The organism is Patescibacteria group bacterium, assembly GCA_034660655.1.
Classification (GTDB): Bacteria; Patescibacteriota; Patescibacteriia; order JAACEG01; family JAACEG01; genus JAACEG01.
Genome location: JAYEJU010000059.1, coordinates 1 through 24,716, shown reverse-complemented (window position 1 = coordinate 24,716; position 24,716 = coordinate 1). Strand labels below are relative to the sequence as shown.

General features: G+C 29.9%; 24 protein-coding genes and 1 tRNA gene. 17 read left to right on the top strand and 8 right to left on the bottom strand.

Annotated features, from left to right (window positions below; translation table 11 throughout):
• Together U9O55_04590 and U9O55_04585 are read right to left on the bottom strand one after the other, a co-directional pair.
• On the bottom strand, nt 1–396 hold a 396-nt coding region (locus U9O55_04590; protein MEA2089082.1), incomplete at its 3' end, for a hypothetical protein.
• A gap of 21 nt (nt 397–417) precedes the next feature.
• On the bottom strand, nt 418–876 hold the full coding sequence (locus tag U9O55_04585; protein ID MEA2089081.1) for a CBS domain-containing protein: 459 nt from the start codon (nt 874–876) through the stop codon (nt 418–420).
• A gap of 186 nt (nt 877–1,062) precedes the next feature.
• On the opposite strand from U9O55_04585, the gene U9O55_04580 reads away from it, so the two are divergent.
• The 8 genes from U9O55_04580 to radA all read left to right on the top strand — a co-directional run bounded on the left by U9O55_04580 (nt 1,063) and on the right by radA (nt 8,864).
• Nucleotides 1,063–1,620: a LemA family protein gene (locus U9O55_04580; protein MEA2089080.1), complete on the top strand. Its 558-nt coding sequence runs from the start codon at nt 1,063–1,065 to the stop codon at nt 1,618–1,620.
• Nucleotides 1,621–1,826: 206 nt separating this feature from the next.
• On the top strand, nt 1,827–2,702 hold the full coding sequence (locus U9O55_04575) for a M48 family metallopeptidase (GenBank protein MEA2089079.1): 876 nt from the start codon (nt 1,827–1,829) through the stop codon (nt 2,700–2,702).
• A gap of 137 nt (nt 2,703–2,839) precedes the next feature.
• A complete protein-coding gene (locus U9O55_04570) occupies nt 2,840–5,314 on the top strand; it encodes an ATP-dependent Clp protease ATP-binding subunit (GenBank protein MEA2089078.1) in 2,475 nt (824 codons plus the stop codon).
• A 4-nt stretch (nt 5,315–5,318) separates the two neighbouring features.
• Entirely contained in the window at nt 5,319–5,678 is a 360-nt protein-coding gene (locus tag U9O55_04565) for a hypothetical protein (GenBank protein MEA2089077.1), read from the top strand.
• A gap of 49 nt (nt 5,679–5,727) precedes the next feature.
• A complete protein-coding gene (locus U9O55_04560) occupies nt 5,728–6,933 on the top strand; it encodes a WD40 repeat domain-containing protein (GenBank protein ID MEA2089076.1) in 1,206 nt (401 codons plus the stop codon).
• 61 nt (nt 6,934–6,994) lie between these two features.
• Nucleotides 6,995–7,067, top strand: a tRNA-Lys gene (locus U9O55_04555).
• A gap of 123 nt (nt 7,068–7,190) precedes the next feature.
• Nucleotides 7,191–7,391 carry a hypothetical protein gene (locus tag U9O55_04550; protein ID MEA2089075.1) on the top strand — a complete coding sequence of 67 codons (201 nt, stop codon included), beginning with the start codon at nt 7,191–7,193 and terminating at the stop codon, nt 7,389–7,391.
• A gap of 132 nt (nt 7,392–7,523) precedes the next feature.
• Complete coding sequence (radA, locus tag U9O55_04545) at nt 7,524–8,864, top strand: DNA repair protein RadA (GenBank protein ID MEA2089074.1); 1,341 nt, start codon at nt 7,524–7,526, stop codon at nt 8,862–8,864.
• Nucleotides 8,865–9,109: 245 nt separating this feature from the next.
• Here the strand turns inward: radA and U9O55_04540 are convergent, their stop codons facing one another.
• The 4 genes from U9O55_04540 to U9O55_04525 all read right to left on the bottom strand — a co-directional run bounded on the left by U9O55_04540 (nt 9,110) and on the right by U9O55_04525 (nt 11,152).
• The gene (locus U9O55_04540) at nt 9,110–9,364 is read right to left on the bottom strand and encodes a hypothetical protein (protein ID MEA2089073.1); all 255 of its coding nucleotides are present in this window, start codon (nt 9,362–9,364) and stop codon (nt 9,110–9,112) included.
• A 190-nt stretch (nt 9,365–9,554) separates the two neighbouring features.
• Entirely contained in the window at nt 9,555–9,740 is a 186-nt protein-coding gene (locus U9O55_04535; protein ID MEA2089072.1) for a hypothetical protein, read from the bottom strand.
• 91 nt (nt 9,741–9,831) lie between these two features.
• Nucleotides 9,832–10,413, bottom strand: coding sequence for an MBL fold metallo-hydrolase (locus U9O55_04530; GenBank protein MEA2089071.1), 582 nt, complete (start codon nt 10,411–10,413; stop codon nt 9,832–9,834).
• 118 nt (nt 10,414–10,531) lie between these two features.
• The gene (locus U9O55_04525) at nt 10,532–11,152 is read right to left on the bottom strand and encodes a hypothetical protein (protein MEA2089070.1); all 621 of its coding nucleotides are present in this window, start codon (nt 11,150–11,152) and stop codon (nt 10,532–10,534) included.
• Nucleotides 11,153–11,402: 250 nt separating this feature from the next.
• Here U9O55_04525 and U9O55_04520 point away from each other — a divergent pair, with 250 nt between their 5' ends.
• The 3 genes from U9O55_04520 to U9O55_04510 are packed head-to-tail and all read left to right on the top strand — an operon-like array spanning nt 11,403 to nt 14,031.
• On the top strand, nt 11,403–13,175 hold the full coding sequence (locus U9O55_04520; GenBank protein ID MEA2089069.1) for an ABC transporter ATP-binding protein: 1,773 nt from the start codon (nt 11,403–11,405) through the stop codon (nt 13,173–13,175).
• A gap of 38 nt (nt 13,176–13,213) precedes the next feature.
• On the top strand, nt 13,214–13,420 hold the full coding sequence (locus U9O55_04515) for a hypothetical protein (GenBank protein ID MEA2089068.1): 207 nt from the start codon (nt 13,214–13,216) through the stop codon (nt 13,418–13,420).
• Complete coding sequence (locus tag U9O55_04510; protein MEA2089067.1) at nt 13,417–14,031, top strand: hypothetical protein; 615 nt, start codon at nt 13,417–13,419, stop codon at nt 14,029–14,031. The genes U9O55_04515 and U9O55_04510 overlap by 4 nt, the downstream gene beginning before the upstream one ends.
• A 175-nt stretch (nt 14,032–14,206) precedes the next feature.
• Here U9O55_04510 and U9O55_04505 read toward each other — a convergent pair whose 3' ends face one another.
• Both U9O55_04505 and U9O55_04500 read right to left on the bottom strand, forming a co-directional pair.
• Nucleotides 14,207–14,500 (bottom strand): hypothetical protein, encoded by a 294-nt coding sequence (locus U9O55_04505; protein MEA2089066.1) that lies wholly within the window; start codon nt 14,498–14,500, stop codon nt 14,207–14,209.
• On the bottom strand, nt 14,440–14,820 hold the full coding sequence (locus U9O55_04500; protein MEA2089065.1) for a hypothetical protein: 381 nt from the start codon (nt 14,818–14,820) through the stop codon (nt 14,440–14,442). Before U9O55_04500 ends, U9O55_04505 begins: the two co-directional genes overlap by 61 nt.
• 194 nt (nt 14,821–15,014) lie before the next feature.
• Here U9O55_04500 and polA point away from each other — a divergent pair, with 194 nt between their 5' ends.
• The 6 genes from polA (at nt 15,015) to ppsA (ending at nt 24,647) form a co-directional block, all read left to right on the top strand.
• The gene (polA, locus tag U9O55_04495) at nt 15,015–17,813 is read left to right on the top strand and encodes a DNA polymerase I (GenBank protein MEA2089064.1); all 2,799 of its coding nucleotides are present in this window, start codon (nt 15,015–15,017) and stop codon (nt 17,811–17,813) included.
• A 239-nt stretch (nt 17,814–18,052) separates the two neighbouring features.
• Nucleotides 18,053–18,751 carry a zeta toxin family protein gene (locus U9O55_04490; GenBank protein ID MEA2089063.1) on the top strand — a complete coding sequence of 233 codons (699 nt, stop codon included), beginning with the start codon at nt 18,053–18,055 and terminating at the stop codon, nt 18,749–18,751.
• Nucleotides 18,748–18,921, top strand: coding sequence for a hypothetical protein (locus U9O55_04485; protein ID MEA2089062.1), 174 nt, complete (start codon nt 18,748–18,750; stop codon nt 18,919–18,921). The genes U9O55_04490 and U9O55_04485 overlap by 4 nt, the downstream gene beginning before the upstream one ends.
• Nucleotides 18,922–19,591: 670 nt before the next feature.
• A complete protein-coding gene (locus U9O55_04480; protein MEA2089061.1) occupies nt 19,592–21,013 on the top strand; it encodes a radical SAM protein in 1,422 nt (473 codons plus the stop codon).
• A gap of 95 nt (nt 21,014–21,108) precedes the next feature.
• Entirely contained in the window at nt 21,109–21,798 is a 690-nt protein-coding gene (locus tag U9O55_04475) for a methyltransferase domain-containing protein (protein ID MEA2089060.1), read from the top strand.
• A gap of 431 nt (nt 21,799–22,229) precedes the next feature.
• The gene (gene ppsA / locus U9O55_04470) at nt 22,230–24,647 is read left to right on the top strand and encodes a phosphoenolpyruvate synthase (GenBank protein ID MEA2089059.1); all 2,418 of its coding nucleotides are present in this window, start codon (nt 22,230–22,232) and stop codon (nt 24,645–24,647) included.
• Nucleotides 24,648–24,716 lie beyond the last annotated feature (69 nt).

The window sequence follows — 24,716 nt, the reverse complement described above, 5'->3', positions numbered from 1 at the left end:
ACAGGCGCTGCTTGCGAAAACTGAACTGCTGATATCATAGCTTGTTAAACTAAAATTACTGGTATCATAATTTACAATTGCTCTGGCAACAACGACAGCAGCGTCATCAGTATCTATCATTATATTCAAATTAAAACTTTCACCAGGAGATGTATTTATTGTAGAAGGGCTTAAACTTAAAGAAGATGTTTCTCCGGCGGCTTTTGAGGTAATATGAATATCAGCCGAAATAGTTAAAATAATAGCGACTGAAATTCCCGCGAAAAAAGTAATTATTGATAATCCTTTCCAAGTTTTTATTTTTGTTTTTTTAACAAAAACAAAACTTTTTTTCCACCATGAATAAGCCTGGATGGCTGTTTCATCTATTTGCCTTTTTTCTTTTTGATAATTCATATTTTTAATTTTATTTAATAATTATATTTTAAGTAATTTAATAATATCTGGCAAAGCAACAATGCCAACCAAAATTTTATTTTTGTTGACTACTGGAAAAATCTGTAATTTTGTTTTTTTAATTATTTGAAGCAATTTCTTAATTTCCATATCAGCGTCAACTGTAACACACTTTTTAGCCATTATATCTTTGGCTTTAATGTTTAAAAATTTTTCTATCTTGATTTTTTTTTTACTATCATCCTTAATATAATTATTTGCCTCGCTATCCTTTACGAAATTAATGTAAGAAGGCAAATGAAAGTTATATGAATCTCTTACAAAAAAATCAGTTTCCGTAATAATTCCTACCACCTGTTTTTTATCAACAACAGGTATTCCATGAATTCTATGTTTTTCCATTAATTTGGCTGTCTCGCTTATGTTTGTGTCAGGCAACACAAAAATCACTTTTTTTGCCATTATATTTTTAATTCGCATACTTTGTTAATTTTATTAATCTTAAATATCTTTCCAACAACCAACCTCCACGCTGGAATTAAAGTTATAATTTTAATTTTTTTACGCAAATTTAAAATTTTACATATTTTTTGACTTTTTCTTAATAAAATTATACAATAAAAATAAAAAAACCGCAAATAAATTTAATAATTAACTATAAATTTTATGAACACAATTTTTTGGATCGTTCTAAGCGTGATTGCCATTGTTATTATATGGCTGGTCGTTGTTTATAACGGTTTAATCAAAAACAAAAACAGAACAGAAGAGGCATGGTCTGATATTGACGTGCAATTAAAAAGACGGTACAATTTAATTCCAAATCTGATAGAAACCGTCAAAGGCTACGCAACTCACGAACGAGAATTGTTTGAAAAAGTAACAAAAGCGCGAACAGCCGCAATGGGAGCCGGCACAACAAAAGAAAAAGGCCAAGCGGAAAATATGCTTTCAGGAACTTTAAAATCTCTGTTTGCTGTTTCAGAAAATTACCCTGATTTAAAAGCCAATCAAAATTTCGCGAAATTGCAGGATGAGCTGTCAGACACTGAAAATAAAATACAAGCTGCCCGCAGATTTTATAATGGAAATGTTAGAGACTTTAATATTAAACTTCAAGTATTCCCCACTAATATGATTGCTAAACAGCTTGGATTTAATCAAAAAGACTTTTTTGAAATTGAAAATAAAGAAGAAAGAAAAACTCCAAAAGTAAAATTTTAATTGCTTTTATCATTAATAAGGTAGAAATAAGCAATTTTAAGTCCGGATTAACGAATGGCAATTACGATAATAAACACCAAAACCAAAATTACAAATAACAAATAAATTACAATAACTAAAATTACAAATCCAAAACGGTTTTGAATTTTGAAAATTTGAATTTTGAATTTATTTGGAATTTATGATTTTGAATTTGTAATTTTTTTATGTATTCACAAATTGATTCTAATAAAAGAAAAACAATCATTCTTATCGCAGTTTTTGTAATTTTTATTATGCTTTTAGGATGGATATTCGGGCAAATGTATAATTTTGGATATTATGGGCTTGCAATAGCAATAGCAATTTCAATATCAATGTCTTTATTCAGTTATTATAAAGGCGACAAAATCGCGCTGTGGACGGCAGGGGCAAAGCCGATTAAAAAACAAGAAAATCCTTATGTATATAATATGGTAGAGAATTTGGCTATTACTGCGGGGATTCCAACTCCAAAAATTCATATTATTCAAGATCAAGCAATGAACGCTTTTGCTTGCGGTCGTGATCCAAAGCACGCTTCTGTCGCAATGACAACCGGAATTATTGAAAAACTGGAAAATGAAGAATTAGAAGGAGTAATCGCGCATGAACTTTCGCATATTAAAAATTATGATATCCGCATAATGACAATTGTTATAATTTTAGTCGGCGTTATAGCCTTGATGGCTGATTGGATGATAAGAGGACAACTATTTGGTTTTGGAGGAAGAGACAGAAATAAAAATGGAATCTTTATTGCTATAGGAATAGTTTTAGCAATACTTTCCCCATTAATCGCAAAACTGATTCAGCTTGCTATTTCAAGAAAAAGGGAATTTTTAGCTGACGCTGACGGAGCGCTTTTAACAAGATATCCTGAAGGGCTGGCAAAAGCTTTAGAAAAAATATCTAAAGAAAATATACCTTTAAAACGCGCCAACAACGCGACTTCTCATCTTTATATTTCAAATCCATTTAAGGGATCTAAAAACAAAATGTCTAAAATGTTTTCTACTCATCCTCCAATTCAAGAAAGAATTAATGCGTTAAAAAGTATGTGATATCTTGAATTATAAAATTTATTTTAAATCAGATTTCCCCCTTTGAAAAAGGGGAATTAAGGGGGATTTTATAATAAAATATTTTAAAAATCCTCCAACCTCCTTTTCCAAAGGAGGATTATAATTATAATTTCGTAATGCAAAGTAATATGCAAAAATTTTTCAACAAATTCACAATAAATTATAAAGACGCTATTGCCCGCGCTTATAATCTTGCGTTAGAAAAACACCACTCAATTATTGAACCTGAGCATATTTTTTATTCCTTGATTACGCAAAAAGGAACTTTCGCGAACCAAATTTTAAAAAAAACAAAAACGGCTTTACCTGAAATAAAAAAAGAGCTGTCAATAAACAACAATAATTTAAACAGCAAAAAAAAAATAATTCCTAGGCTGTCAATATCAAGCATAAATTTAATAAAAAAATCAGCGATTATCGCGAACAGTTTTAAACATAAATTTATAGGAACAGAACATCTTTTAAACGCTCTGATTAAAGCAAACAATCCTAAAATCAAAAACTTTTTAAAAGCGAAGAAAATAGATTTAACAAGATTAGAAGAGCAATTAGCTTCAACATTAAAAACAATTTCCAAATTTTCCCAAATACCTAAAATAACAAAACAGCCGTATCCGCTGGAAGAAATAAATTTTTTTGATGAAAAAATGATTCCTGAGGAAAATAATTTTCTTATTGAATTAACAAAAGAATCAATAGCAGAAACTTTTGATCCTGTAATTGCCAGAGACGAGGAAATTGAAAAAATTATTCAAATACTTTGCCGTAGAAAAAAAAGCAATCCGTTGCTCCTTGGAGAAACAGGGGTTGGAAAAACAGCAATTATTGAAGGGCTTGCCAAAAAAATAATTGAAATGGATGTTCCTCCAATTTTGTTTGGCAAAAAAATTATAAAACTTGATTTAGGCTCCGCAATAGCCGGAACAATGTTCAGAGGCGAATTTGAATCAAAATTAAAATACGCGATTGAAGAAATTCAAAACGATCCAAACGCCATTTTATTTATTGACGAAATTCATAATATTGTAGGCGCTGGAGCTTCAAGCGGATCATTAGACGCGGCTAATATTTTAAAGCCAGCCCTGTCAAAAGGAAAACTAAGTTTGATAGGAGCGACAACTTTTGCTGATTTTAAAAAACAGATTGAAAAAGAACAGGCTCTGATTAGGCGGTTTGAAGTCGTGCAAATAGAAGAGCCAAGCGTTGAAAAAAGCAAAAAAATTCTAAACTCTATTAAAAAGCATTATGAAAAATTTCATAAAATAAAAATTACTGATCAAGCTATTGATTCTGCTATTCATATTTCTGAACGCTACATAACTAATAAATTTTTGCCTGACAAAGCAATTGATCTTATTGATAAGGCGGCTTCAAGCGTTAAATTAAAAAAGCAGAAACACAATTTTGATTTTCTTCAAAACAAATTTACCGAAAAAGCTAATGAACTTCAAATTGAAAAACGAAAATATATAGCTAACGAAAATTACGAATCAGCGCTAAATTTAAAAAAACAAGAAAAAATTTTATTACAAGAATTTAAAGTGTTTAAAAAATTCAGGGAACAGATTGAAATGGACAGTTTGGGAAAAATTACAGGGCAAGACATAATCAAGACAGCTTCCAAGACAACAAATATTCCGATAGAACAAATAAATCTGATAGATAAAAAAAATATTCTAAATTTAGAAAAAAAACTGAATGAAAAAATAATCGGGCAAAAAAAACCAATCAATATTGTCAGCAAATATTTAAAACGCTCTTTGCTTAATATGTCCCACCCTGACAGGCCTCTTGGATCATTTATTTTTTTAGGTTCGACAGGCGTTGGAAAAACAGAGCTGGCAAAACAGATCGCGAAACTTGTTTTTGGCAAAAAAAATTCTTTTATCAAATTTGATATGAGTGAATTTAACGATAAATTCAACGCCTCAAAAATGATTGGCGCGCCAGCTGGATATGTCGGCTATGAAGAAGGTGGAAAGCTCACGGAATTTGTGAAACACAATCCTTATTGTTTAATATTATTTGATGAAATAGAAAAAGCTCATCCAGATATTTTTAATTTGCTGCTGCAAATTTTAGAAGACGGGATTTTAACTTCCGCTGATGGAAGAAGTGTTAACTTTAAAAATACACTTATTATTTTAACTTCTAATATAGGAGTTAAAGAATTTTATTCAAAAAATAGCATCGGGTTTGGCTCTGGCGAAAATAACGATTTTGACTTTAATGCTTTGAAAAACAAAATAAATAAAAAAGTAAAAAATATTCTGCGACCAGAACTTTTAAGCAGATTAGACCAAATATTAATTTTCAATCCTTTAAATAAAAAAGATATTAAAGAAATAGTAAAACTGCAATTAAAAAATTTGGACGAAAGATTATTGGAAAAAAATATAAAATTAGGTTATAATAAAAAAATAATAGAACAACTCGCTTCTATGGCTTATATTCCAGAACAAGGCGCGCGCGCCGTTAGAAAAATCATTCAATCTAAAATAGAAGATCAGCTTATTGATATCATATTAGAAAATAAAAAAAACAGTTTTATAAAAATGGGAAATGAAAAAATAAAAGTGAGTATAAAATAAAATTATGTTTGATTATCAATCAGCAGAAGAAGATAGAATACAAAAACGTTTAATTAAAAAAGAACAAAAAAATAAAAAAAGGGAAATCGCAAAAAAAGCAGCTGGTAAAATAATTGGAAAAGCAATAATAAGATGGTTATTCCTTTCAATGGCTACAGTCGCATTAATTCCAGTAGCAGTTATAGGGCTTGATATTTATTGGTTTTGCACTTTATTCAGCGAAAAATTAGCTAAAATTGGATATATACGAGGAACTATTTTAGTCGGATTAAATTTGTTATTGCTTTTAATAACTTTGTGCGCTTTTATTATATTTTATTGCATTATTAATCCAATAGAATGCGGCTGGGAAGCCATAAAATAAACTGTTAAACAAATTGTTGATTAAAAAATAATATTTTTAAAAAAAATTTATGAATATTCCTGATTTAAATTACAAAAAAATTATTTTAATAATAGGATTTATTTTTACTAGCCTATTTTTCGCGTTCTTAATTTATTCTTTCTTTTTTAAAGATTTTGTTTCAGTTGATAAAAATACAAATTATGAAATAATCCCTGTAAATGATGTTGGGCGGAATTATAATACTAATGGAAGATTATATAATAAAAATGCCAACAAAAACGCTTCTCTTCAAGCAGAAAAAAAAGATAAAGACACTGATAAAAAAATAAATGAAATAAAAAAAATCAGCGAGTCAATTGTAAAAGGGATAACAATGAATTTAAACGGCGACAAATTGGTTTATTACAATAAAAATGACGGTAAATTTTACGCTATTGATAAAAATGGGGAATCAATTTTAATGAGCGAAAAAACTTTTTATGATGTACAAAACATTACATGGTCGCCAAACAAAGATAAAGCTGTCTTAGAGTATCCTGACGGATCAAATATTGTTTATAATTTTACAACCGACAAACAAACAACTTTGCCAAAAAATTGGGAAGAATTTAGTTTTTCTCTTGACAACAAACAAATTATAACTAAAAATTTTAGCTCTTATTCAGAAAATAATCATTTAATAATAGCTGATATTAATAGCGGACGAAGCAAGATTATTGAAAATTTGGGAAATAAAGCAGGCAATTTCCAGCTTGCGTGGTCACCTGATAATCAGGTTGTCGCGTTTTTTATAGAACCTGTTGATTTTGACCATCAAGAAATTTATTTAATTGGCCAGCATAATGAAAACTTTAAATCAATAATCGTGGAAGGATATGGATTCCAAGGAAAATGGAATTTAAAAGGCGATAAAATATTATACAGCGTATATAACAATAAAAATAATTATGAACCTGCTTTGTGGATTGCTACAAAACACGGAACTTATAAAAAAAGAATCTATTTAAACACATGGGCTGAAAAATGTTCGTTTTATAATAATAATATTATTTATTGCGGAGTTCCGCAATATTTAGAAGAAATGATGGGCATAAATCCAAATTATGCCATAGATATAAATGATGATATTTATAAAATAGATTTAAATAAAAATTCAATTGAAAAAATCATAACAACAGAACGAAATGTTGAAAAAATAATGGTTGACAATAGCGAAAAAACTTTATATTTTATTGACAGAAGAACAGGACGACTCTATCAAATTGACTTATAAACATTAAACTTCTATTATTTATTAAAATATCATCCATATTTTTAGGATGATATTTTTATCTCCACCCATAGCTCAGCTGGTAGAGCAGTTGCCTCTTAAGCAAATGGTCGCAGGTTCAAATCCTGCTGGGTGGACAATTAATTTTAAATAATTTTTATATAGTCCCTCTTTGACAAAGAGGATTGGGAGATTTTTAGATTATAATTTTTATTTTAAAATCCCCCTAAATCCCCCTTTTCCAAAGGGGGAAATAAATTATGAAAAACAAAGACATTTTAATTTTTATAATTTCAATAATTTTGTTTATTGTTACTTCCATAACAATGATTAGCGCTTTTTCAATTCTAAAAATTTATTTAGCTCAACCGCAAATAAATAAAATTAAATATGAAAAAAATTCTGAAAAAACTTTTTCAGGTGATCCATTAATAACTCCAGCGTCAAAAATTGAAAATTAAAAATTGATTCATTAAAAATTCTATATTCCCCTCTTTGAAAAAGGGGGTTGGGGGATTTTTAGATATTTAATTATAAAATCCCCCTTATTCCCCCTTTTTCAAAGGGGGAAACCTACAAATAAAATAATTTCTATGTCTAAATATCAAACAATTTACGCCTGTTCTAATTGCGGAGCGCAAACTTTAAAATGGCAGGGCAGATGCCAAGAATGCGGAAAATGGGGAACATTAGTTGAACAAGCTGTTAGCGCGCAAAAATCAACTGAAAAAACTGTTAAAGCAGAGCCTGGAAAAATTATCGGCTTTAATGAAATAAAAAATGAAAGCGCTGAAAGAATTAAAACTCAAATTAAAGAATTTGACAGAGTAATGGGAGGAGGAATTGTGCAAGGAAGTCTGACTTTAATCGGAGGCGAGCCAGGAGCTGGAAAATCAACTTTAGCTTTGCAAATAGCTGAAAAAATTAGGGATACTCTATATGTGTCTGGAGAAGAATCCCCCTCGCAAATCAAAATTCGCGCTGACAGATTAAGAATTAAAGGAGATAACATAAAATTTTCCTCTGACACTGAAATAGAAAAAATTTGCGCTTTGATTGAAAAAACAAAACCTGCTTTAACAATAATTGACTCAATTCAAACTGTGCATTCAACAGAAATAGAAAATGAAACAGGAAGCGTGGCGCAAATACGAACATCAGCTGTTAAATTATTGGAAACAGCAAAAAAAATTAAAACACCTATTTTTATTATCGGACATATTACTAAAGACGGACAAATAGCAGGACCAAAAACCTTGGAACATCTTGTTGACACTGTCGTATATTTAGAGGGCGAAGACAAGGACGGATTTAAAATATTGCGCGCGAAAAAAAATCGCTTTGGAGCGACTTCTGAAATTGGAATTTTCACAATGAAAAATAGCGGACTTGAAGAAATCAAAAATCCAAACAAAATTTTTCTTCCTGAAAAAAATATTCAAGTTCCTGGCGCGACCGTGAACTCAATTTTAAAAGGAACGAGAACTTTTCTGATTGAAATACAAGCGCTGGTAAACAAAACAATTTTTGGATATCCGCAACGAAGAGCATTCGGATTTGACGCAAACAGATTACAAATTCTTTCTGCCGTGTTAACACGGCGCGCAAATATAAATTTAACAAATCAAGACATTAATCTTAATATAACGGGAGGAATAAAAATAACTGATACTGCGTCAGATTTGGCTATTTGCATGGCCATTGCTTCAGCGTATAAAAATAAAACATTACCAAACAAACTGGTTATCATGGGCGAAGTTGGACTTGGAGGAGAGATTAGAAATATAAACAAAATAGAGCAAAAAATAAAAGAATCATCTAAATTAGGATTTTTAAATATTATGGTTCCTGATTCTGATTCTATTAAAAATATTTCAGGGGTAAGATTGATAAGAGTTAAAACATTAAATGAAGCAATTGACAAAATTTTGTAAAATTTACTTTTCTAATTTTACTCAAAAATTATCTAAAACTGATATTCTCCCCCTTGTAGTGGAAGTTAGAGGGGGTATTATTTTTATTTTAAGTTTTAATTTTATTTTTTACCCCACTTAACCTCCCCTATATAGTGGGGGGATCTATTTAAAATTTTTTTATAATAATATTTAAAATAACCAAACAAAAAAAGGCGGAGTTGTAAAAAATCTCCGCCTGAAAATTTCAAAGGCTTAGGGGGTTTTTAAATAATACCCCTAAGGTTATTTGTCGCCCTGATCTCCTCCTCGGTGGGATGTTGTGAAAAACAACAAGGTGGCAAATGGTCCTTTCTTCCATCTCCCCCTATAACTGTTATAAGTAATCCTTTTTCGGGATTCATTTTTCTAAAAACAAATCCCTTTGGTTTCACCTCCTTTCCTGCCAATGTCTGAATCCCATCAGGAATAAAATAACTCCCAACAATTCCAAACCCTAAAATAAAAGTAAAATCTGACATATATTCCTCCAACGAAATCAAAGATGAATAAAAAAATTTCTGTCCCCATCCTCTTTTTTTAAAAAGATTATAAAGTTTTGAAAAGAACCACCCCCTTACTTTTTGTTTTATTTTATATTTTTTATATTTAAAAAATTATTATATTTTAGCACAAATAATAAAAAAATTAATAGTTTTGCTTAAAAAAATCTCAAATTATAGTTTTAATACTATAAAAAACTTTAATTATCCAAATTAAAAAAATAATTAAACTAATAATAATTACGCTTAACCAAAGCGTTTTTTCTTTTTCATTTTTATCTACCTTATTAAAAATATTTCGCTGTTTATGCCCATCTGGCTGGGTTGAATTGTCTATTTTATTAATTCCTACCATAATAATACAATGCCAATACGCGAATGTATATAAATGACACTAAAAATTATTAGCGGCATTCGCATTTTTAATTCGCGTCATTAGCATTATGCTATGATTTTTTATCCATTATTATAATTTCTGCTCCGTCTTGCAATAGATTCTTTTTAACTATTTTTAATTTATCAACTGTTTTTTTCATATCAACGCCCATTTTTTCAGCAAACTTGCTGATATTTTTAATCTCTTGATAATATGACGGGATCACAATTTTTGGTTCAATTTGGTTAATTATCTCCCCTGCTTCGTCAACACTAAAAAATTCGTCTTTATTAATAGGCAATATTAGAATATCCACATTCTGCAATTTATTTATTAATCCATTTTCCAAATGTTTTGTTTTTCCTAAATTAACAATATTAATTCCTTCAGCTTCTAAAAGAAAAATAATATTTTCATCATTGTTAATGCCGCGGATAAAATTATTTCTAATTTCAAACTCTCCCGCGCTATCTATGACAAAAGCTTTACAATTTTTTAATTCCTTGGGATTTAAAATTTTATTGTTCAATAAAACAATATCAGCTTTTGCTATTTTTTTAGAATCAAACGGATTGATTAAAATATTTATTTCTTGATCTTGCAATTTGCTTTTAACAACAAAACAAGATTGCCCGTACCAAATTATTTGCATAAATTTAAAAAATTATAAATTAGCTTTAATAAATCTTCAGCGGCTTTCCGCGTTAAATTCTGCGTTAATCCGCATGTATAAAAATTTTAATAAATTTCTATACAAAAATTTAGTCTACTTATAAATCTATTATATCTTTTTTATGAAACGATTTTTCTTTTTCAATATTTTTTTTATTTTGCGCGTTATCAACTTTATCTTTCCCCTCAAAAGATGCTCCCCTTTTTCTTTCCACGATATTATTATCAAACTTATCTTTTTTTTCAGTCTTTTCTAATGTTATATCTACAATCATATCTCTTATTCTATCTGCCCTGTCTTCTCTTCTTCCATCTTTTGATCTTGGTTTTTTTTCTATTACCCTGTCTATTTCTCTGCCTAAAATCGGACTCTTACCTGATTTCAATTTTTCCATTCTTTCCATCAATTTCGTCCGATTTTTACTATATTCAATTTTTCGTTTTGTTTCCTCTTGTTTAATAATGTTAAATTCTTTTTTTATTTTTTCTTCGCTTAAAAACAGCCCCTTTTTATGTGTATCCCTTAACAGCTGTTTTACTTCTTTTTTTGAAAAAGTCGCATAAGGCGAGTTTGACTTAAGCTTTTTAATTTCATGAGTGCTAATGCCTTGATAAAATTTTTTTATTTCTTTAATTGGCTTACCGCTGCTTTCTTGTATAATTTTGATAGCTCTCTTAGCGGGCATCTTATAAATTGGGACTTCTATGTTGGAAAGCATAAATTTAAAATTTATTATTATTATTTTAAGAATACTATTTTTAATTTTATTTGTCAAAAAAATAATATATAAAATTGTTGTAAAATTGATGCGGTCGCGTTTATTTTACAACAATTTAATTTTTAATTCTAATTTATTTTAATTCTGGCTTACTATGCTTGTTGATAAATTTATTATATAAAAAATCTTACAAAATTTGTAAATTTTATAATAAAAGGATATTATAAATATAATAAAAATATTTAAACAAATGTCAAAAAAAGAACAAAATAAAAAAATGAAAAATTTTTGGGAAAGATTATGGAATCTTTTAAGTCCAATGCATAAGCAAATTAAAATTTTGCTGATTTTGACTATTTTTCTTGAATTGACGCAATTTATTGCTCCTTATATTTTAAAATTAATAATTGATTTAATTATTGTTTTTGATAGCGAAAGTATAAGCAAAATTATTTTATTAGTTTTTGCAATGTTTGCTGTTAATGGAATTAATTCTTTAATGTCTTATTTTTTTGGAAAAAAAGAAATTTATGTTACTGCTGAGGCTGAAAATTTTTTAATTAAAAACGCGCAGAAAAAAATGATGTATTTAAGTTTAAGCTACCATGAAAAAGAAAATACAGGCGGCAAGATTTCAAAAATTCGCAGGGGTGTTGATAAAATTAGAATGTTAATGGATGATATTTTTTGGTCAGTGGCTCCCACGCTTATTCAGGTTATTTTAACGGCGTTGATTCTTTTTTGGGTTGATTGGCGTTTTGGATTGATATTTAGTTTTTTTATTCCTGTTTTTATTTTTATCACTTTAAATCTTAATAAAAAAGTTGATCCTATAAGAAAAAATATTCATAATGGATGGGAAGATGAAGATGGAAAAATAGCCCAATCTATAATAAATATTAATACAGTAAAATCTTTTGTTCAGGAAAAAAGAGAAATTAGCGAATTAGGTTATATTGCTGACAAAATAAAAAAAAATATTATTTTAATGTTTAATATTATATTCAGATATAATATTATTCGCCATTTTATTATTTATTCTGGCGAAACGATTATTATTATTTTTGGCGTATATTTGGCGTGGAATAAATTGATAAGTATTGGCAGTCTTGTTTTTGTTATTACTATTTCTCAAAAATCTTTTATTTCTCTTTTTTCAATTTCGCGTCTTTATGACAGAATTATGGATTCAAGCGAGGGTGTGGACAGGCTTTATTATTTGGATAAAGAAAAACAGGATATTAAAAATTGCGAGAACGGTTTTAAGCCAAAGAATATTGATGGGCAAATTAAGTTTGAAAATGTTTGTTTTAGCTATAATGACAATAAACAATCAGCTTTAAATAATGTTAATTTAAAAATTAATCCTAATTGCGTAACCGCGTTAGTTGGATCGTCTGGCGGAGGCAAAACAACTGTCGCAAGAATGGTTTATAGGCATTATGATCCTCAAAAAGGCGAAATTTTATTAGATGGAAAAAATTTAAAAGATTATGATTTATATTCTTTTAGAAAATTTATTGCTATTGTTTCGCAGGAAGTTGAAATTTTTAATGATAGTATCGCGAACAATATTTCTTACGCTTGCCCAAGCATTAATTTAGAAAAAATAAAAGCAGTTGCCAAAATCGCCAACGCGGAAGAATTTATTGAAAAATTGCCAAAAAAATATAAAACAATTGTTGGAGAAAGAGGAATTAAACTGTCTGGCGGACAAAAACAAAGAATCGGAATCGCGCGGGCAATTTTGGCTAATCCGCGAATTCTTATTTTTGATGAAGCAACAAGCAATTTAGACAGTTATAATGAAATGTTGATTCAAAAAGCAATGGAAAAAATTAGCAAAAATAGAACAACAATAATTATCGCGCATCGCTTAAGCACAATCAAGAGAGCAGACAGAATTATTGTTTTAGAGCAAGGCAAAATAACCGAACAAGGAAGCCATTTGGAGCTATCTAAAAATGAAAAAGGTTTATACGCGAAATTATTAAAATTGCAAAAAATGGGCGATGTTGTTTGATAATAAATTATTAACATTACATTTAATTAAAAATAATTATGAAAATTATCCTAAGCCGAAAAGGTTTTGATTCTGCTATGGGCGGATATCCAAGCCCAATAATTAACAAAAAAATAATATCAATGCCTATCCCAGAAAAAAATGGCAGTCATAGTTATAATCAATTACAAATTGAGTTAAATTTAATAAAACAATTATATAATAATTTTGATTTAAAAAAAAATGCCATCTTGATCCAGATATAGATAAAATAATATTAAAAAATAGACCAAAAAATTGGAAAGCCTTATTTGGTCAAACAGGAAGCGCACAAACGCATTTACAAAATCAAGATATTAAAAAAAATGACCTTTTTTTATTTTTTGGCTGGTTTAGACATACAAAAAAAACTAAAAATAAAATAATTTTTACTGGTCTAAATATGCATGTTATTTTTGGATATTTTCAAATTGATGAATTTTTAAAAGTTAAAAATATACAATGGGATAAAAAAAATGAATGGATGAAATATCATCCACATATACAAAACAAAAAATATGCAAATGACGAATTAAATACAATATATGTTGCAAAAGAAAAATTATCTTTTAATAAAAAATTGGCAGGAGCAGGAACATTTGATTATAACGAAAAGCTTATTTTAACTAAAAAAAATCATTTAAAATCTCAATGGAAATTACCAAAAATATTTGAACCAGTAGATATTACTTATCATCCAAATCCTTGGAGAATATCAAAAAAATCAGAAAAAAAATATTTTCAATCTGCTAGCAGGGGTCAAGAATTTGTAATTAAAGAAAATAAAAAAATAGAAAAGTGGGCAATAAATTTAATAAATAATTGTATTCTTTCCTGAATTTATTTTGCTTCGTCGCAGTTCTTATAAAAAAAACGGTAATATAACAAAAACGATTTTTTATATACTGTAAAAAATTAAAAAAACCGCTGGAAAAATCAGCGGATTTTTAATTTTTTTTATTTTCAATTACAAAAAATTAAGTGTTGAATCAATAATTCTTCAACTAACAATTTTAATTAATACAAACTTTTCCAAGTTGTTTAAAAAAATTGTTAAAGCCGATTGATTTTAATTCTTTTGTCTGCGGGAAACTATAAAATTTTTCTTTTTTCTCATCAGCATCAATAAACAAAACAAAAAAACCAACAAATTCTTTTGCTTTTGGATCCCATTGCAAATAATGATCGCTGTCCAACATAATATTTTCAACCTTGCCTAAATCTTTTGGCTCAACAGTAGTAACCATTAATTCTTGCGTGACTGGAGAGTAGGAATAATTAAGTTTTTTGGATTTTTTTCTTGCCATAAAATTTTATTTATTTTATTTAATCCTAAATTTTTAGCGCTAAACGCGGTTAAGATAATTTTATTAGTTTTTTTTATTTTTTTAACAGCAACAATAATATAAGGAGTGTTCGGATTGGGAAAAACACTTAAATAAATTATTGATTTTTTGCTCTTTGTTCCGCTACCTATATAAAGAGGCTGTTTTATAGCTAATTTAATTTCGCGAATATGATTTTTCATTTCAGGATGCCTGATAATAATATGTTTTTCAAAAGTTTCTTTAAGTAATTTTATTTCATTGCCCAATGGATCAGTTGCGTTAAATAAAACTTTTTTCATAAATCATAAATTAATGCATTTATTAATTACAGAATAGCAAAAATAGTTAAAAAGTCAATAAAAAAAATAAAAATAACCACATTTAAAGTTTAGTATTATTTATCAATAATTTTAGCATAAATTTGTAAATTTTATAATAAAGAGATATTATATAAATATCACAGAAACATTTAAACATATAAACATTTAAACAAATGGCGGATAAAAAACAAAAATTTATTATTTTAGACGGGAACGCGATTATTCATCGCAGTTTTCACGCCTTACCCCCTACTCTTAAAACTAAAGACGGAAAAACAGTAAACGCTGTTTATGGATTTGCTTTGCTTTTATTAAAATCTATTCGTGAATTCAGCCCTGATTATATTGCTTTAACATTAGACAGGAAAGAACCAACATTCAGACATAAACAATATAAAGAATACAAAGCTAAAAGAATAAAAGCCCCACAAGAATTATATGACCAAATTCCTTTGGTTAAAAAAATCGCTGATGCTTTTAACATCCCAATTTATGAAAAAGCCGGGTTTGAAGCTGATGATTTAATTGGGACTATTACAACAAAAACAGATGGTAATATTGAAAAAATTATTGTTACAGGAGATCTTGACGCGCTTCAATTAGTAGATGATAAGACAAAAGTCTACACAATGAGCCGTGGAATTAATGACAGTATTTTATATGACGCGAAAGCAGTACAGGAAAGATACGGGCTTTCTCCAAATCAAATCATTGATTTTAAATCCTTGAGAGGCGACCCCAGTGATAATATTCCTGGTGTTAAAGGAATTGGCGAAAAAACAGCGACAGAACTTTTGCAAAATTTCAAAACTCTTGATGGAATTTATAAAAATATAAAATCTTCAAAAATAAAAGACAGAATTCAAAATTTATTAAAAAAGCATAAAACAGACGCTTATTTAAGCAAAAAATTGGCTACTATTATTATTGATGTTGATTTTGATTTTTTATTAAAAGACGCTTATTTTAAAAATTTTGATTCTGAGAAAATCGCTGAAATTTTTTATAAATTTGAATTTAAATCGCTTCTTCCACGTTTATATCAAATAACAAAAAAAAATAATAATTTAGCAACAGACGAAATAATAGATAAATTTGCCAGCAATCTAAAAAATTTTAATTATAATTTAGTTGACACTGAAAAAAAATTTGATATTTTTTTATCACTTCTTAAAAAACAAAAAGAATTTGCTTTTGACACTGAAACAAAGAATTTTAATCCAATAACAGCTGAGTTGCTTGGAATTAGTTTTTGCTGGAAGGACAAAGAAGCGTATTATGTGCAAGTTAAAACTCAAAAATCAAAAGTCAAAAGCAATTTATTTAGTTATGAGGACGATAAAAAAGAGTCTGGGATAGATGAAAAAATTTTTCAAAAACTAAAGCCAATTTTGGAAGATGAAAAAATAAAAAAAATCGGGCATAATATTAAATATGACATAGGAGTAATGGAAAGCTATGGCATTAGAGTAAAAGGCGTAAATTTTGACACAAGAATCGCTTCTTATATTTTAAATCCCGGAACGCGCCAGCATAATTTGGATATTATAACTTTTCAATATTTTAAGCATCAAAAAATTAACAAAAAAGATCTATTTCCTGACAAAAAAGCGGAAATAAATTTTGGAAATATTTCAATTGAAAAAATATATAATTATTCCTGCGAAGACGCTGATTTTACTTTTCGTTTAGTAAAAAAATTAAAACAGGAATTAGAAAAACAAAAATTAGATAAGTTGTTTAATAAAATTGAAATACCGTTAATTCCTGTTTTATCTATTATGGAAAAAAACGGAGTTAAAATAAACGCGGAATTTTTAGAAAAAAAATCAAAAAAATTTGCTAAAGAAATATTAGGTATAACAAAACAAGTTCATAAATTATCAGGCGTAAAATTCAATATAAATTCTACAAAACAATTAAGAGAAATTTTGTTTGAAAAATTGCAGATTTCCACGAATGGAATTAAAAAAGGCAAAACAGGATTTTCAACTTCAGCCGATGAATTAAAAAAATTAGAAAATGAGCATCCAATAATCAAACTTATCCAAAAAAACAGGGAAATGGAAAAATTGAAAAATACTTATATTGACGCTTTGCCAAAATTAATTAATTCAGAAACAAAACGCGTCCACACTAATTTTAATCAAACCGCGACTGCCACTGGCAGACTTTCTTCACTTAATCCTAATTTACAAAATATACCGACGCGGACGCAAGAAGGAAAAGAAATCCGCAAAGCTTTTATTGCTGAAAAAGGATATGAACTTTTGTCTTTGGATTATTCACAAATTGAATTGCGCTTAGCAGCGTCTATGTCTGATGATAAAAAAATGATTAGAGCTTTTATAAATGGAGATGATATTCATAAATCAACCGCGGCTGAAATTAATCAAGTTAAATTAGAAGATGTTACTCCTGAAATGCGACAACAAGCAAAAGCAACAAATTTTGGAATTCTTTACGGTCAAGGCCCTCATGGTTTATCGCAGACTGCGAATATTACTTATGGAAGAGCGCAAGAATTTATTGACACTTATTTTGCTATTTTCAACGATGTTAAAAAATTTATAGACAAGACAATAGCAAACGCGCGAGAAAAAGGATATGTTGAAACTTTGTTTAACAGGCGCAGATATCTGCCAGACATAAATTCAAATATGCCGCAAATTCAAAAAGCAGCGGAAAGAATGGCTGTTAACGCGCCATTGCAAGGCACTGCCGCGGATATGATAAAAATCGCTATGATTAAAATTCAAAATTTGCTTGACAAAAAATATCAAAACAACGAAATAAAAATGATCATCCAAGTTCATGACGAACTAATATTTGAAATAAAAAAAGATTTAGACTTTTCTGTTATTAAAGAACTGAAAAAAATAATGGAAAATGTTATAAAGCTGAAAGTTCCGATTATCGTTGACGCAAAAATTGGAGACAATTGGGGTGAGATGGAAAAAATAATTGATTAAAAAAATTTATAAAAAAATTAAAAAAACTGTTTGATTCCAAGCGGTTTTTTAATTGACTTTTTAACTATTTTTGCTATTCTATAATCAATAATCTAAAAAATTTAATTCTTGATTTTTTTTAATGTCTTTGCCTGAAAGGACATTGAGTAATCCGAAAAAATTGCCGCCGATGGAAGACCTTTTTTGTAAAAATTATTTTTAAAATTTTGTTTTACAATAATTTGTGATATAATATTTGTATGAATAGACCATTAACAGACAGTGAAGATGCTAAAAAATTTATAAAAAAGAATAAAAATTTGCTGTTTGAAAAATTTGCCGACAGCGATTTTTTGAAACCCAAACAAAATCCCATCTCGGTTTTTATGGCAGGATCCCCAGGCGCTGGCAAGACAGAGTATTCCAAAAGATTTATTAAGAGATTTAAAGAAGATATTGCAAGAATAGACGCTGACGAAATCAGAGAAATAATCCCCTGCTACACTGGCGCGAATTCCGATGTGGTTCAAGGCGCGGCCTCAATAGGAGTTGATATTCTCTATAATTATATTCTGAAAAATAAATATAATTTATTGCTTGATGGAACTTTTTCAAAATTCAATATTGTTTATCGCAATGTTGAGAGATCTATCAATAAGGGCAGGCAGGTAATTATTTGTTATGTTTATCAGGAGCCATTAGTGGCATGGAAATTTACAAAGAAACGAGAAAAGATAGAAGGCAGAAAAATACCTAAAAAAGCATTTGTTGAATCGTTTATTAACGCCAAAAATAATGTAGTAAAAATTAAATCATTGTTTCAAGAAAAAGTTGAGGTGTATCTAATAATTAAAGATTATACCAATAATATCAAGAATTCTTATTTTGATGTTTACATTGACAGTTATATAAAAATTGATTATACTAAAAAAAATTTATATAATATTTTAAAAGTATGAAAACTAATAAAAAGAAAAAAATAAGCATAAATGAATTTTTCAAACTGCCTATTAAAGAGCGAGAGAAAATAATGAGCGAAGTGGCTGGCGAGGCAAACAAGGACCAGCTGGATTTAGTCAGAAGATATGATAAGCAGTTTAGTAAAGAAGAAGCGCTTAAAGGCTGTTAGTTTTTGTAATTGAAAATAAAAAAAATTAAAAAACTGTTTGATTCCAAGCGGTTTTTTAATTGACTTTTTAGCTGTTTTTGCTATTCTATAATCAATAAATACATTAATTTAAAAAGGTATTATTAAAAAATCAAACTTATAAAAACAATTTTTTAATTTATGATTAAAAAAATATATTAATATTTTATTTTATTAAAAACATTAAATTGACAGGTTCACATATAACTTGTTATACGGAAATAATCAAAAGTTTTTTATCCGCTTTGCGGATAATTATTTGGGGCTATTTTTTATTTTTTTATTACAAAAACCCTTGACAAAATGGGGGGGGTGATAAGATATTATATTAGCTCTTTAACATTCAACCCCAAGTCCTATTTTTTAGATTGCTCTTTTGGGTCAATAAAGTTAAATAAAGATTCATAGTGAATTTTCAGCCCAAAGAGTGATTAAAGATAATAGGCAAGAAAGGAGGAAGGTGCCATGAAGAAAGTGCGCATCCTGAACAAGGGCAACCGCAAGGTCGTCGCGCTCACCAAGGAATCCCAGGGCACGATGTACTACAGGGCAGAATAGTATCTGCCATGGACACCCCGGTGGCGAGAGGCATTTTTAATTTTCCTCTCGCCACCATTCTCTACTATCCAAATCCAACAAAAAGGAGCAAACGATGAAAACTCAACTTGTTGAAAAGCCAACAATAGAGGAGAAGGGTGATGCGGCAGTTATCATATTCCCATCCCGCCCTTACTGGTTTTCGGCTACGAAGGAAATTGCAACGGTGCTTAACATCCTTCAAGTGGAAGCTGATGAAGAAACTACCGTCAGAGATATCGCAATACATTTGGATATTCAACCCCCAGAAGCATCTGAGACATTTAAAGAGGTCCGAGATCTTCTATGGGATAATGGTGTTCTTCTTATCAACGGCAGAAGTTCGGAAGCCGCAGAGTCGATTGAGCCGAATTTCCAAGTCAATGCGGTTGAAAATGTACTCGTCATTGCCGCGACACAAGGATGTAATCTTGCATGTCGGCATTGCTATGCAAATGCAGGAAGACCACTCCGTAATGAGATGACGACAGAAGACCTAAAGCGACTCATTGATGATCTTGCGTCTATGCCATGGAAAAACGATGTTTCGCGAATTGGGCTTACGGGAGGAGAGTTCTTTACTCGTCCAGACGCACTAGAAATCATCGACTATGTTCATACCAAGGGTTTTAAGGTCTTGGTGAGTTCCAATGGCCTTTTGCTTACCGACGAGACCATCTTAAGATTGGCTAGCTATCCAAATCTTAAAATCTCGATTTCACTCGACGGCCCAACTGCCCAAGTCCATGAACTCATCCGCGGAAAGGGAACATTTGAACGAACGATAAAAGCAATCCGGGAAATGACATCACGCGAGATCTTTGTTGGAGTGAACATGTTCGTTCACCAAGGCAATATCAATCTCATCAAAGAAACATTGCAACTGGCGGACGAACTGGGAGTTAAGGCGTTTAATTGTCTTAATCTCATGCGTGTGGGAAGAGCGAACTCTCGAAAAAGCCAAGATGAACTCGCTCGCATTTCTGAGCATGCGCTGTACAGAAAACTCTTCGAAATTCTGCGAGGAAATTTACCGTACCAAGAGCTAATGCAAAACTCCACCTTCGCCAACCAAATCATGGGTATCGCAGGCGGAGTCAAGAGCCACTACTGTGGCATTGGCACAAATCGAGCGCTCTATGTGCGAGCCGATGGTAGTATCTACCCATGTCCAGACACCGCCATATCAAGATTTCGTCTCGGTAATATAAGAGATGAAAAACTCTGGGATATTTGGGAACGCTCTCCCCTTTTGCGCGAGTTACGACAACTTGATGTTGATACCATGAATCCAGTTTGTGCGAAATGTGATGTCCGGTACTTCTGTGGCGGTGGATGTCGCGGTGAAAATTACCAAGTCACTCGGGAGCTTCGGTCTCCACACTTCAATTGTGAAGAAACTAGAAAAACAATCCTTGAGATGATGTGGATGCTCACCGAAGAACCTACCTTTTTTCAAGACAAGGTTGAAGACCTATACCAAACGGTGTGCTTTTGACCTTAGCACACTTAAGGGCTTGTTATTTGAAAAATAGCAAGCCCTCTTTCATTTCTACTATAAATTTGATAAAATCTAATTAAATATAGCCTAATATGAATTTGAAAAAATATTACAGCTCCCGAGGTAAATACCTAAAAGAGCATAAAAATTATTTTTCCGAAGAACAGCTTCAAAAAGATGTTAATTTTTTAATTGATGTTTTAAATTTAAAAAAGAAAGATAAAATTCTAGATCTTGCCTGTGGACACGGTAGACACACGATTGAACTAAAAAAAAGAGGCTTTGACATAGATGGATTAGATTTTTCTGGACACTTACTTAATGTGGCAAAAGAAAAATCAAAACAAGAACGATTGCAGATAAATTTTTACAATCAAGATATTCATAATATCAACCTTAAAGTAAAGTATGACAAAATTTTTTTGTTTTTTTCTGAGTTTGGGCTATTTGACGCTAACAAAGTATTAAAAAATGTTTCAAAAATATTAAAAATAAATGGTTTATTCCTATTAGATTGTGACAATGTATTTCGTTTAATTCAATATTTAATAAAACATCCAAAAGCTCCGTACAATTTCGATTTCAATAATATGGAGCTTAAAGAAAAACAAAAAAATAGCCCCAATATTAGATATTATGTTGTGCCTGAACTTAAAAATTTTTTTCAGAATAATGGATTTAAAGTAATAATAGCTTATGGTGATTACAAAAAAAATGGTTTAGATATTAATAGTAAAAGGATTATTTTGGTTGGTAAAAAAATAAAAAATAGCTCCAAATAATGTTTTGATTCCCGCCCAAGGCGGGCAGGCGCAAAACAAAAACTTTTAATTACATTCGATAACAGCGTACATGAGACTACGGCTTTTTACAAAAGCCTCCGCCCATATTTGCATCCGCGGAGTTTATCCCCCCCCCCAAATACTTTCGGGAGGGCTACGCAAAACATCAGATATACGCAAACGTTAAATAAAATTTATCCCAACCTCACCTCTCAAAAAATTTATATATTATAATCTAATCTATAATAATATGGATGAAAAAATAAATTAAAAATGCAAAATATTTATTTATCCGAAAGATAGAACAGCGTATTATTTTAGTTACCCTGCGGACGCATTTAATAAAAAATACAATAAAAAAACAAGGTTTTAAAATCTTGTTTTTTTGTGTTATAATAAAAACAAATTTATTTTTAAAATTAAAATTATTTATGAACAATAAAAAACCTTTTATTATTTGGTTTAAGGATTTAGGGATTAAAGACATTCCATCAGCTGGCGGGAAAAACGCTTCTCTTGGCGAAATGTACAGCAAGCTTACAAAACACGGAGTTAAAGTTCCGAATGGTTTCGCGATTACTTCATACGCTTATCATTATTTTTTAGAGCAAGTAGGGATAAAAGAGCAGATTAAAATTATTTTAAGAACGCTCAAAGTTAATGATATTGATAATCTTTATTATCGCGGGCACAAAGTCAGGGAGCTTATTTTAAATTCTGATTTACCGCTTGAGTTGGAAAAAGAAATTGTTAAAGCATATAAAAAATTAAGTAAATTATATAAAGACGAAAAAAAAGGAACAGACACGGCCGTAAGAAGTTCCGCGACAGCGGAAGATTTGCCAGATGCTTCTTTCGCTGGGCAACAAGAAACTTTTTTAAATGTGCGTGGCGAACAAGAAATTTTAACAGCCTGCAAAAAATGTTTTGCATCGCTTTTTACTAACCGCGCCATTGTTTATCGAGAAACAAAAAAATTTGATCATTTTAAAATTGGCTTGTCTATTGGAGTGCAAAAAATGGTTCGTTCAGATTTATCTTCTTCCGGCGTAATGTTTTCCATTGACACTGAAAGCGGATTTAAAAACGCTGTTTTAATAAATTCAATTTATGGTTTGGGCGAAAATATTGTTCAAGGCAGAGTTACGCCTGATGAATTTTATGTTTTTAAGCCAACATTAACAAAAGGTTATTCCGCTATTTTGTCAAAAAAAATTGGAACCAAAAGCGAAAAAATGGTTTACACTCAAAATTCAAAAAATCCTGTCAAAAATATAAAAATTTCCAAAGAGGAATGTAAAAAATTTAGTATTAGTGATTCAGAAATTTTAAAATTGGCTGATTGGGCAGTCAAAATAGAAAAACATTATGATAAGCCAATGGATATTGAATGGGCAAAGGACGGTCAAGATAATAAATTATATATTGTGCAGGCAAGACCAGAAACAGTGCAATCGCAAAAAAATCCAAATGTTTTGGAAGACTATAAGCTCTTACAAAAATCAGATTTAATTTTAACAGGCGCTTCTGTTGGATCAAAAATTGGAGTTGGAAAAGTTAATATTATAGAAGACATAGAAGATATTAAAAAATTCAAAAAAGGGGATGTTTTAGTTACTGATATGACAGATCCTGATTGGGTGCCGATTATGAAAATAGCGTCAGCAATTGTGACAGACAAAGGCGGAAGAACTTGCCATGCCGCGATTGTCTCAAGAGAACTTGGAATTCCTTGCGTGGTTGGAACAGGAAATGGAACAAAAATTTTAAAACAAAAACAACCAATAACAATTTCCTGCGCTGAGGGAGAAAAAGGATATATTTATAACAAGATTTTAAAATTCAAAATTATCCGCCATAATTTAAAAGCTATTAAACGGCCAAAAACAAAAGTGATGATGAATATTGGAAATCCTGAAACAGCTTTTGCTGAATCTTTTATTCCAAATGACGGGGTCGGCTTGGCTCGCGAAGAATTTATTATTAATAGCTATATTAAAATTCATCCATTAGCTTTGATAAATTTTGAAAAATTAAAAAAAGAAAAAAAACTAACAACAAAAGAAATAACTGAAATTGAAAATTTGACAAGCGGGTATGCTGATAAAAAACAATTTTTTATCGACAAGCTCGCGGAAGGAATCGCGACGATTGCTTCAGCGTTTTATCCAAAAGACACGATTGTAAGATTATCAGACTTTAAATCAAACGAATATATTAATCTTATTGGCGGACATATTTTTGAGCCGACCGAAGACAATCCAATGATTGGCTGGCGTGGAGCTTCTCGTTATTATAGCAAAGAATATCGTCCAGCATTTAATTTAGAATGTAAGGCGTTGGCAAAAGTCCGCAGAGTTATTGGTTTGAATAATGTAAAAATTATGATTCCTTTTTGCCGCACAATAGAGGAAGGCAGAAAAGTTATAGACATAATGAAAAAAAATGGATTAAAGCGAGGCAAAAACGGACTGGAAATATATGTGATGTGTGAAATTCCATCCAATGTTATTTTACTTGAAGAATTCGCAAAACTGTTTGACGGATTTTCAATCGGCTCTAATGATTTAACGCAGTTGACTTTGGGCGTTGACAGAGATTCTGGATTGATCAGCCATATTTATGATGAAAGAAATTTAGCAGTTAAAACTTTGGTTAAATTGGCAATAGAAAAAGCAAAAAAATTTCATAGAAAAGTCGGCATTTGCGGACAAGCTCCTTCTGATTTTCCAGATTTCGCGAAATTTTTAGTCAAATGCGGAATTGACAGCATTTCCTTAAACCCCGATACAGTAATCAAAACCACAATGGAAATTTTAAAACAAGAAAAAAATATTACCAAAAAATAAATTCAGCTAAATAGTAACACAATAAATTTATTTTTAAATCTATCTAAAAAAATATTAATTTTATTAAAA

Bases quoted from the DNA above. Each gene is read 5' to 3' on its own strand.
- radA (MEA2089074.1), top strand. From the start codon at position 7,524: ATGTCTAAATATCAAACAATTTACGCCTGTTCTAATTGCGGAGCGCAA.
- U9O55_04500 (MEA2089065.1), bottom strand. From the start codon at position 14,820: ATGAAAAAAGTTTTATTTAACGCAACTGATCCATTGGGCAATGAAATA.
- U9O55_04585 (MEA2089081.1), bottom strand. From the start codon at position 876: ATGCGAATTAAAAATATAATGGCAAAAAAAGTGATTTTTGTGTTGCCT.
- U9O55_04560 (MEA2089076.1), top strand. From the start codon at position 5,728: ATGAATATTCCTGATTTAAATTACAAAAAAATTATTTTAATAATAGGA.
- U9O55_04485 (MEA2089062.1), top strand. From the start codon at position 18,748: ATGAAAACTAATAAAAAGAAAAAAATAAGCATAAATGAATTTTTCAAA.
- U9O55_04565 (MEA2089077.1), top strand. From the start codon at position 5,319: ATGTTTGATTATCAATCAGCAGAAGAAGATAGAATACAAAAACGTTTA.
- U9O55_04550 (MEA2089075.1), top strand. From the start codon at position 7,191: ATGAAAAACAAAGACATTTTAATTTTTATAATTTCAATAATTTTGTTT.
- U9O55_04525 (MEA2089070.1), bottom strand. From the start codon at position 11,152: ATGCTTTCCAACATAGAAGTCCCAATTTATAAGATGCCCGCTAAGAGA.
- U9O55_04475 (MEA2089060.1), top strand. From the start codon at position 21,109: ATGAATTTGAAAAAATATTACAGCTCCCGAGGTAAATACCTAAAAGAG.
- U9O55_04505 (MEA2089066.1), bottom strand. From the start codon at position 14,500: ATGGCAAGAAAAAAATCCAAAAAACTTAATTATTCCTACTCTCCAGTC.
- U9O55_04580 (MEA2089080.1), top strand. From the start codon at position 1,063: ATGAACACAATTTTTTGGATCGTTCTAAGCGTGATTGCCATTGTTATT.
- U9O55_04480 (MEA2089061.1), top strand. From the start codon at position 19,592: ATGAAAACTCAACTTGTTGAAAAGCCAACAATAGAGGAGAAGGGTGAT.
- U9O55_04575 (MEA2089079.1), top strand. From the start codon at position 1,827: ATGTATTCACAAATTGATTCTAATAAAAGAAAAACAATCATTCTTATC.
- ppsA (MEA2089059.1), top strand. From the start codon at position 22,230: ATGAACAATAAAAAACCTTTTATTATTTGGTTTAAGGATTTAGGGATT.
- U9O55_04530 (MEA2089071.1), bottom strand. From the start codon at position 10,413: ATGCAAATAATTTGGTACGGGCAATCTTGTTTTGTTGTTAAAAGCAAA.
- U9O55_04540 (MEA2089073.1), bottom strand. From the start codon at position 9,364: ATGTCAGATTTTACTTTTATTTTAGGGTTTGGAATTGTTGGGAGTTAT.
- polA (MEA2089064.1), top strand. From the start codon at position 15,015: ATGGCGGATAAAAAACAAAAATTTATTATTTTAGACGGGAACGCGATT.
- U9O55_04515 (MEA2089068.1), top strand. From the start codon at position 13,214: ATGAAAATTATCCTAAGCCGAAAAGGTTTTGATTCTGCTATGGGCGGA.
- U9O55_04490 (MEA2089063.1), top strand. From the start codon at position 18,053: ATGAATAGACCATTAACAGACAGTGAAGATGCTAAAAAATTTATAAAA.
- U9O55_04535 (MEA2089072.1), bottom strand. From the start codon at position 9,740: ATGGTAGGAATTAATAAAATAGACAATTCAACCCAGCCAGATGGGCAT.
- U9O55_04570 (MEA2089078.1), top strand. From the start codon at position 2,840: ATGCAAAGTAATATGCAAAAATTTTTCAACAAATTCACAATAAATTAT.
- U9O55_04520 (MEA2089069.1), top strand. From the start codon at position 11,403: ATGTCAAAAAAAGAACAAAATAAAAAAATGAAAAATTTTTGGGAAAGA.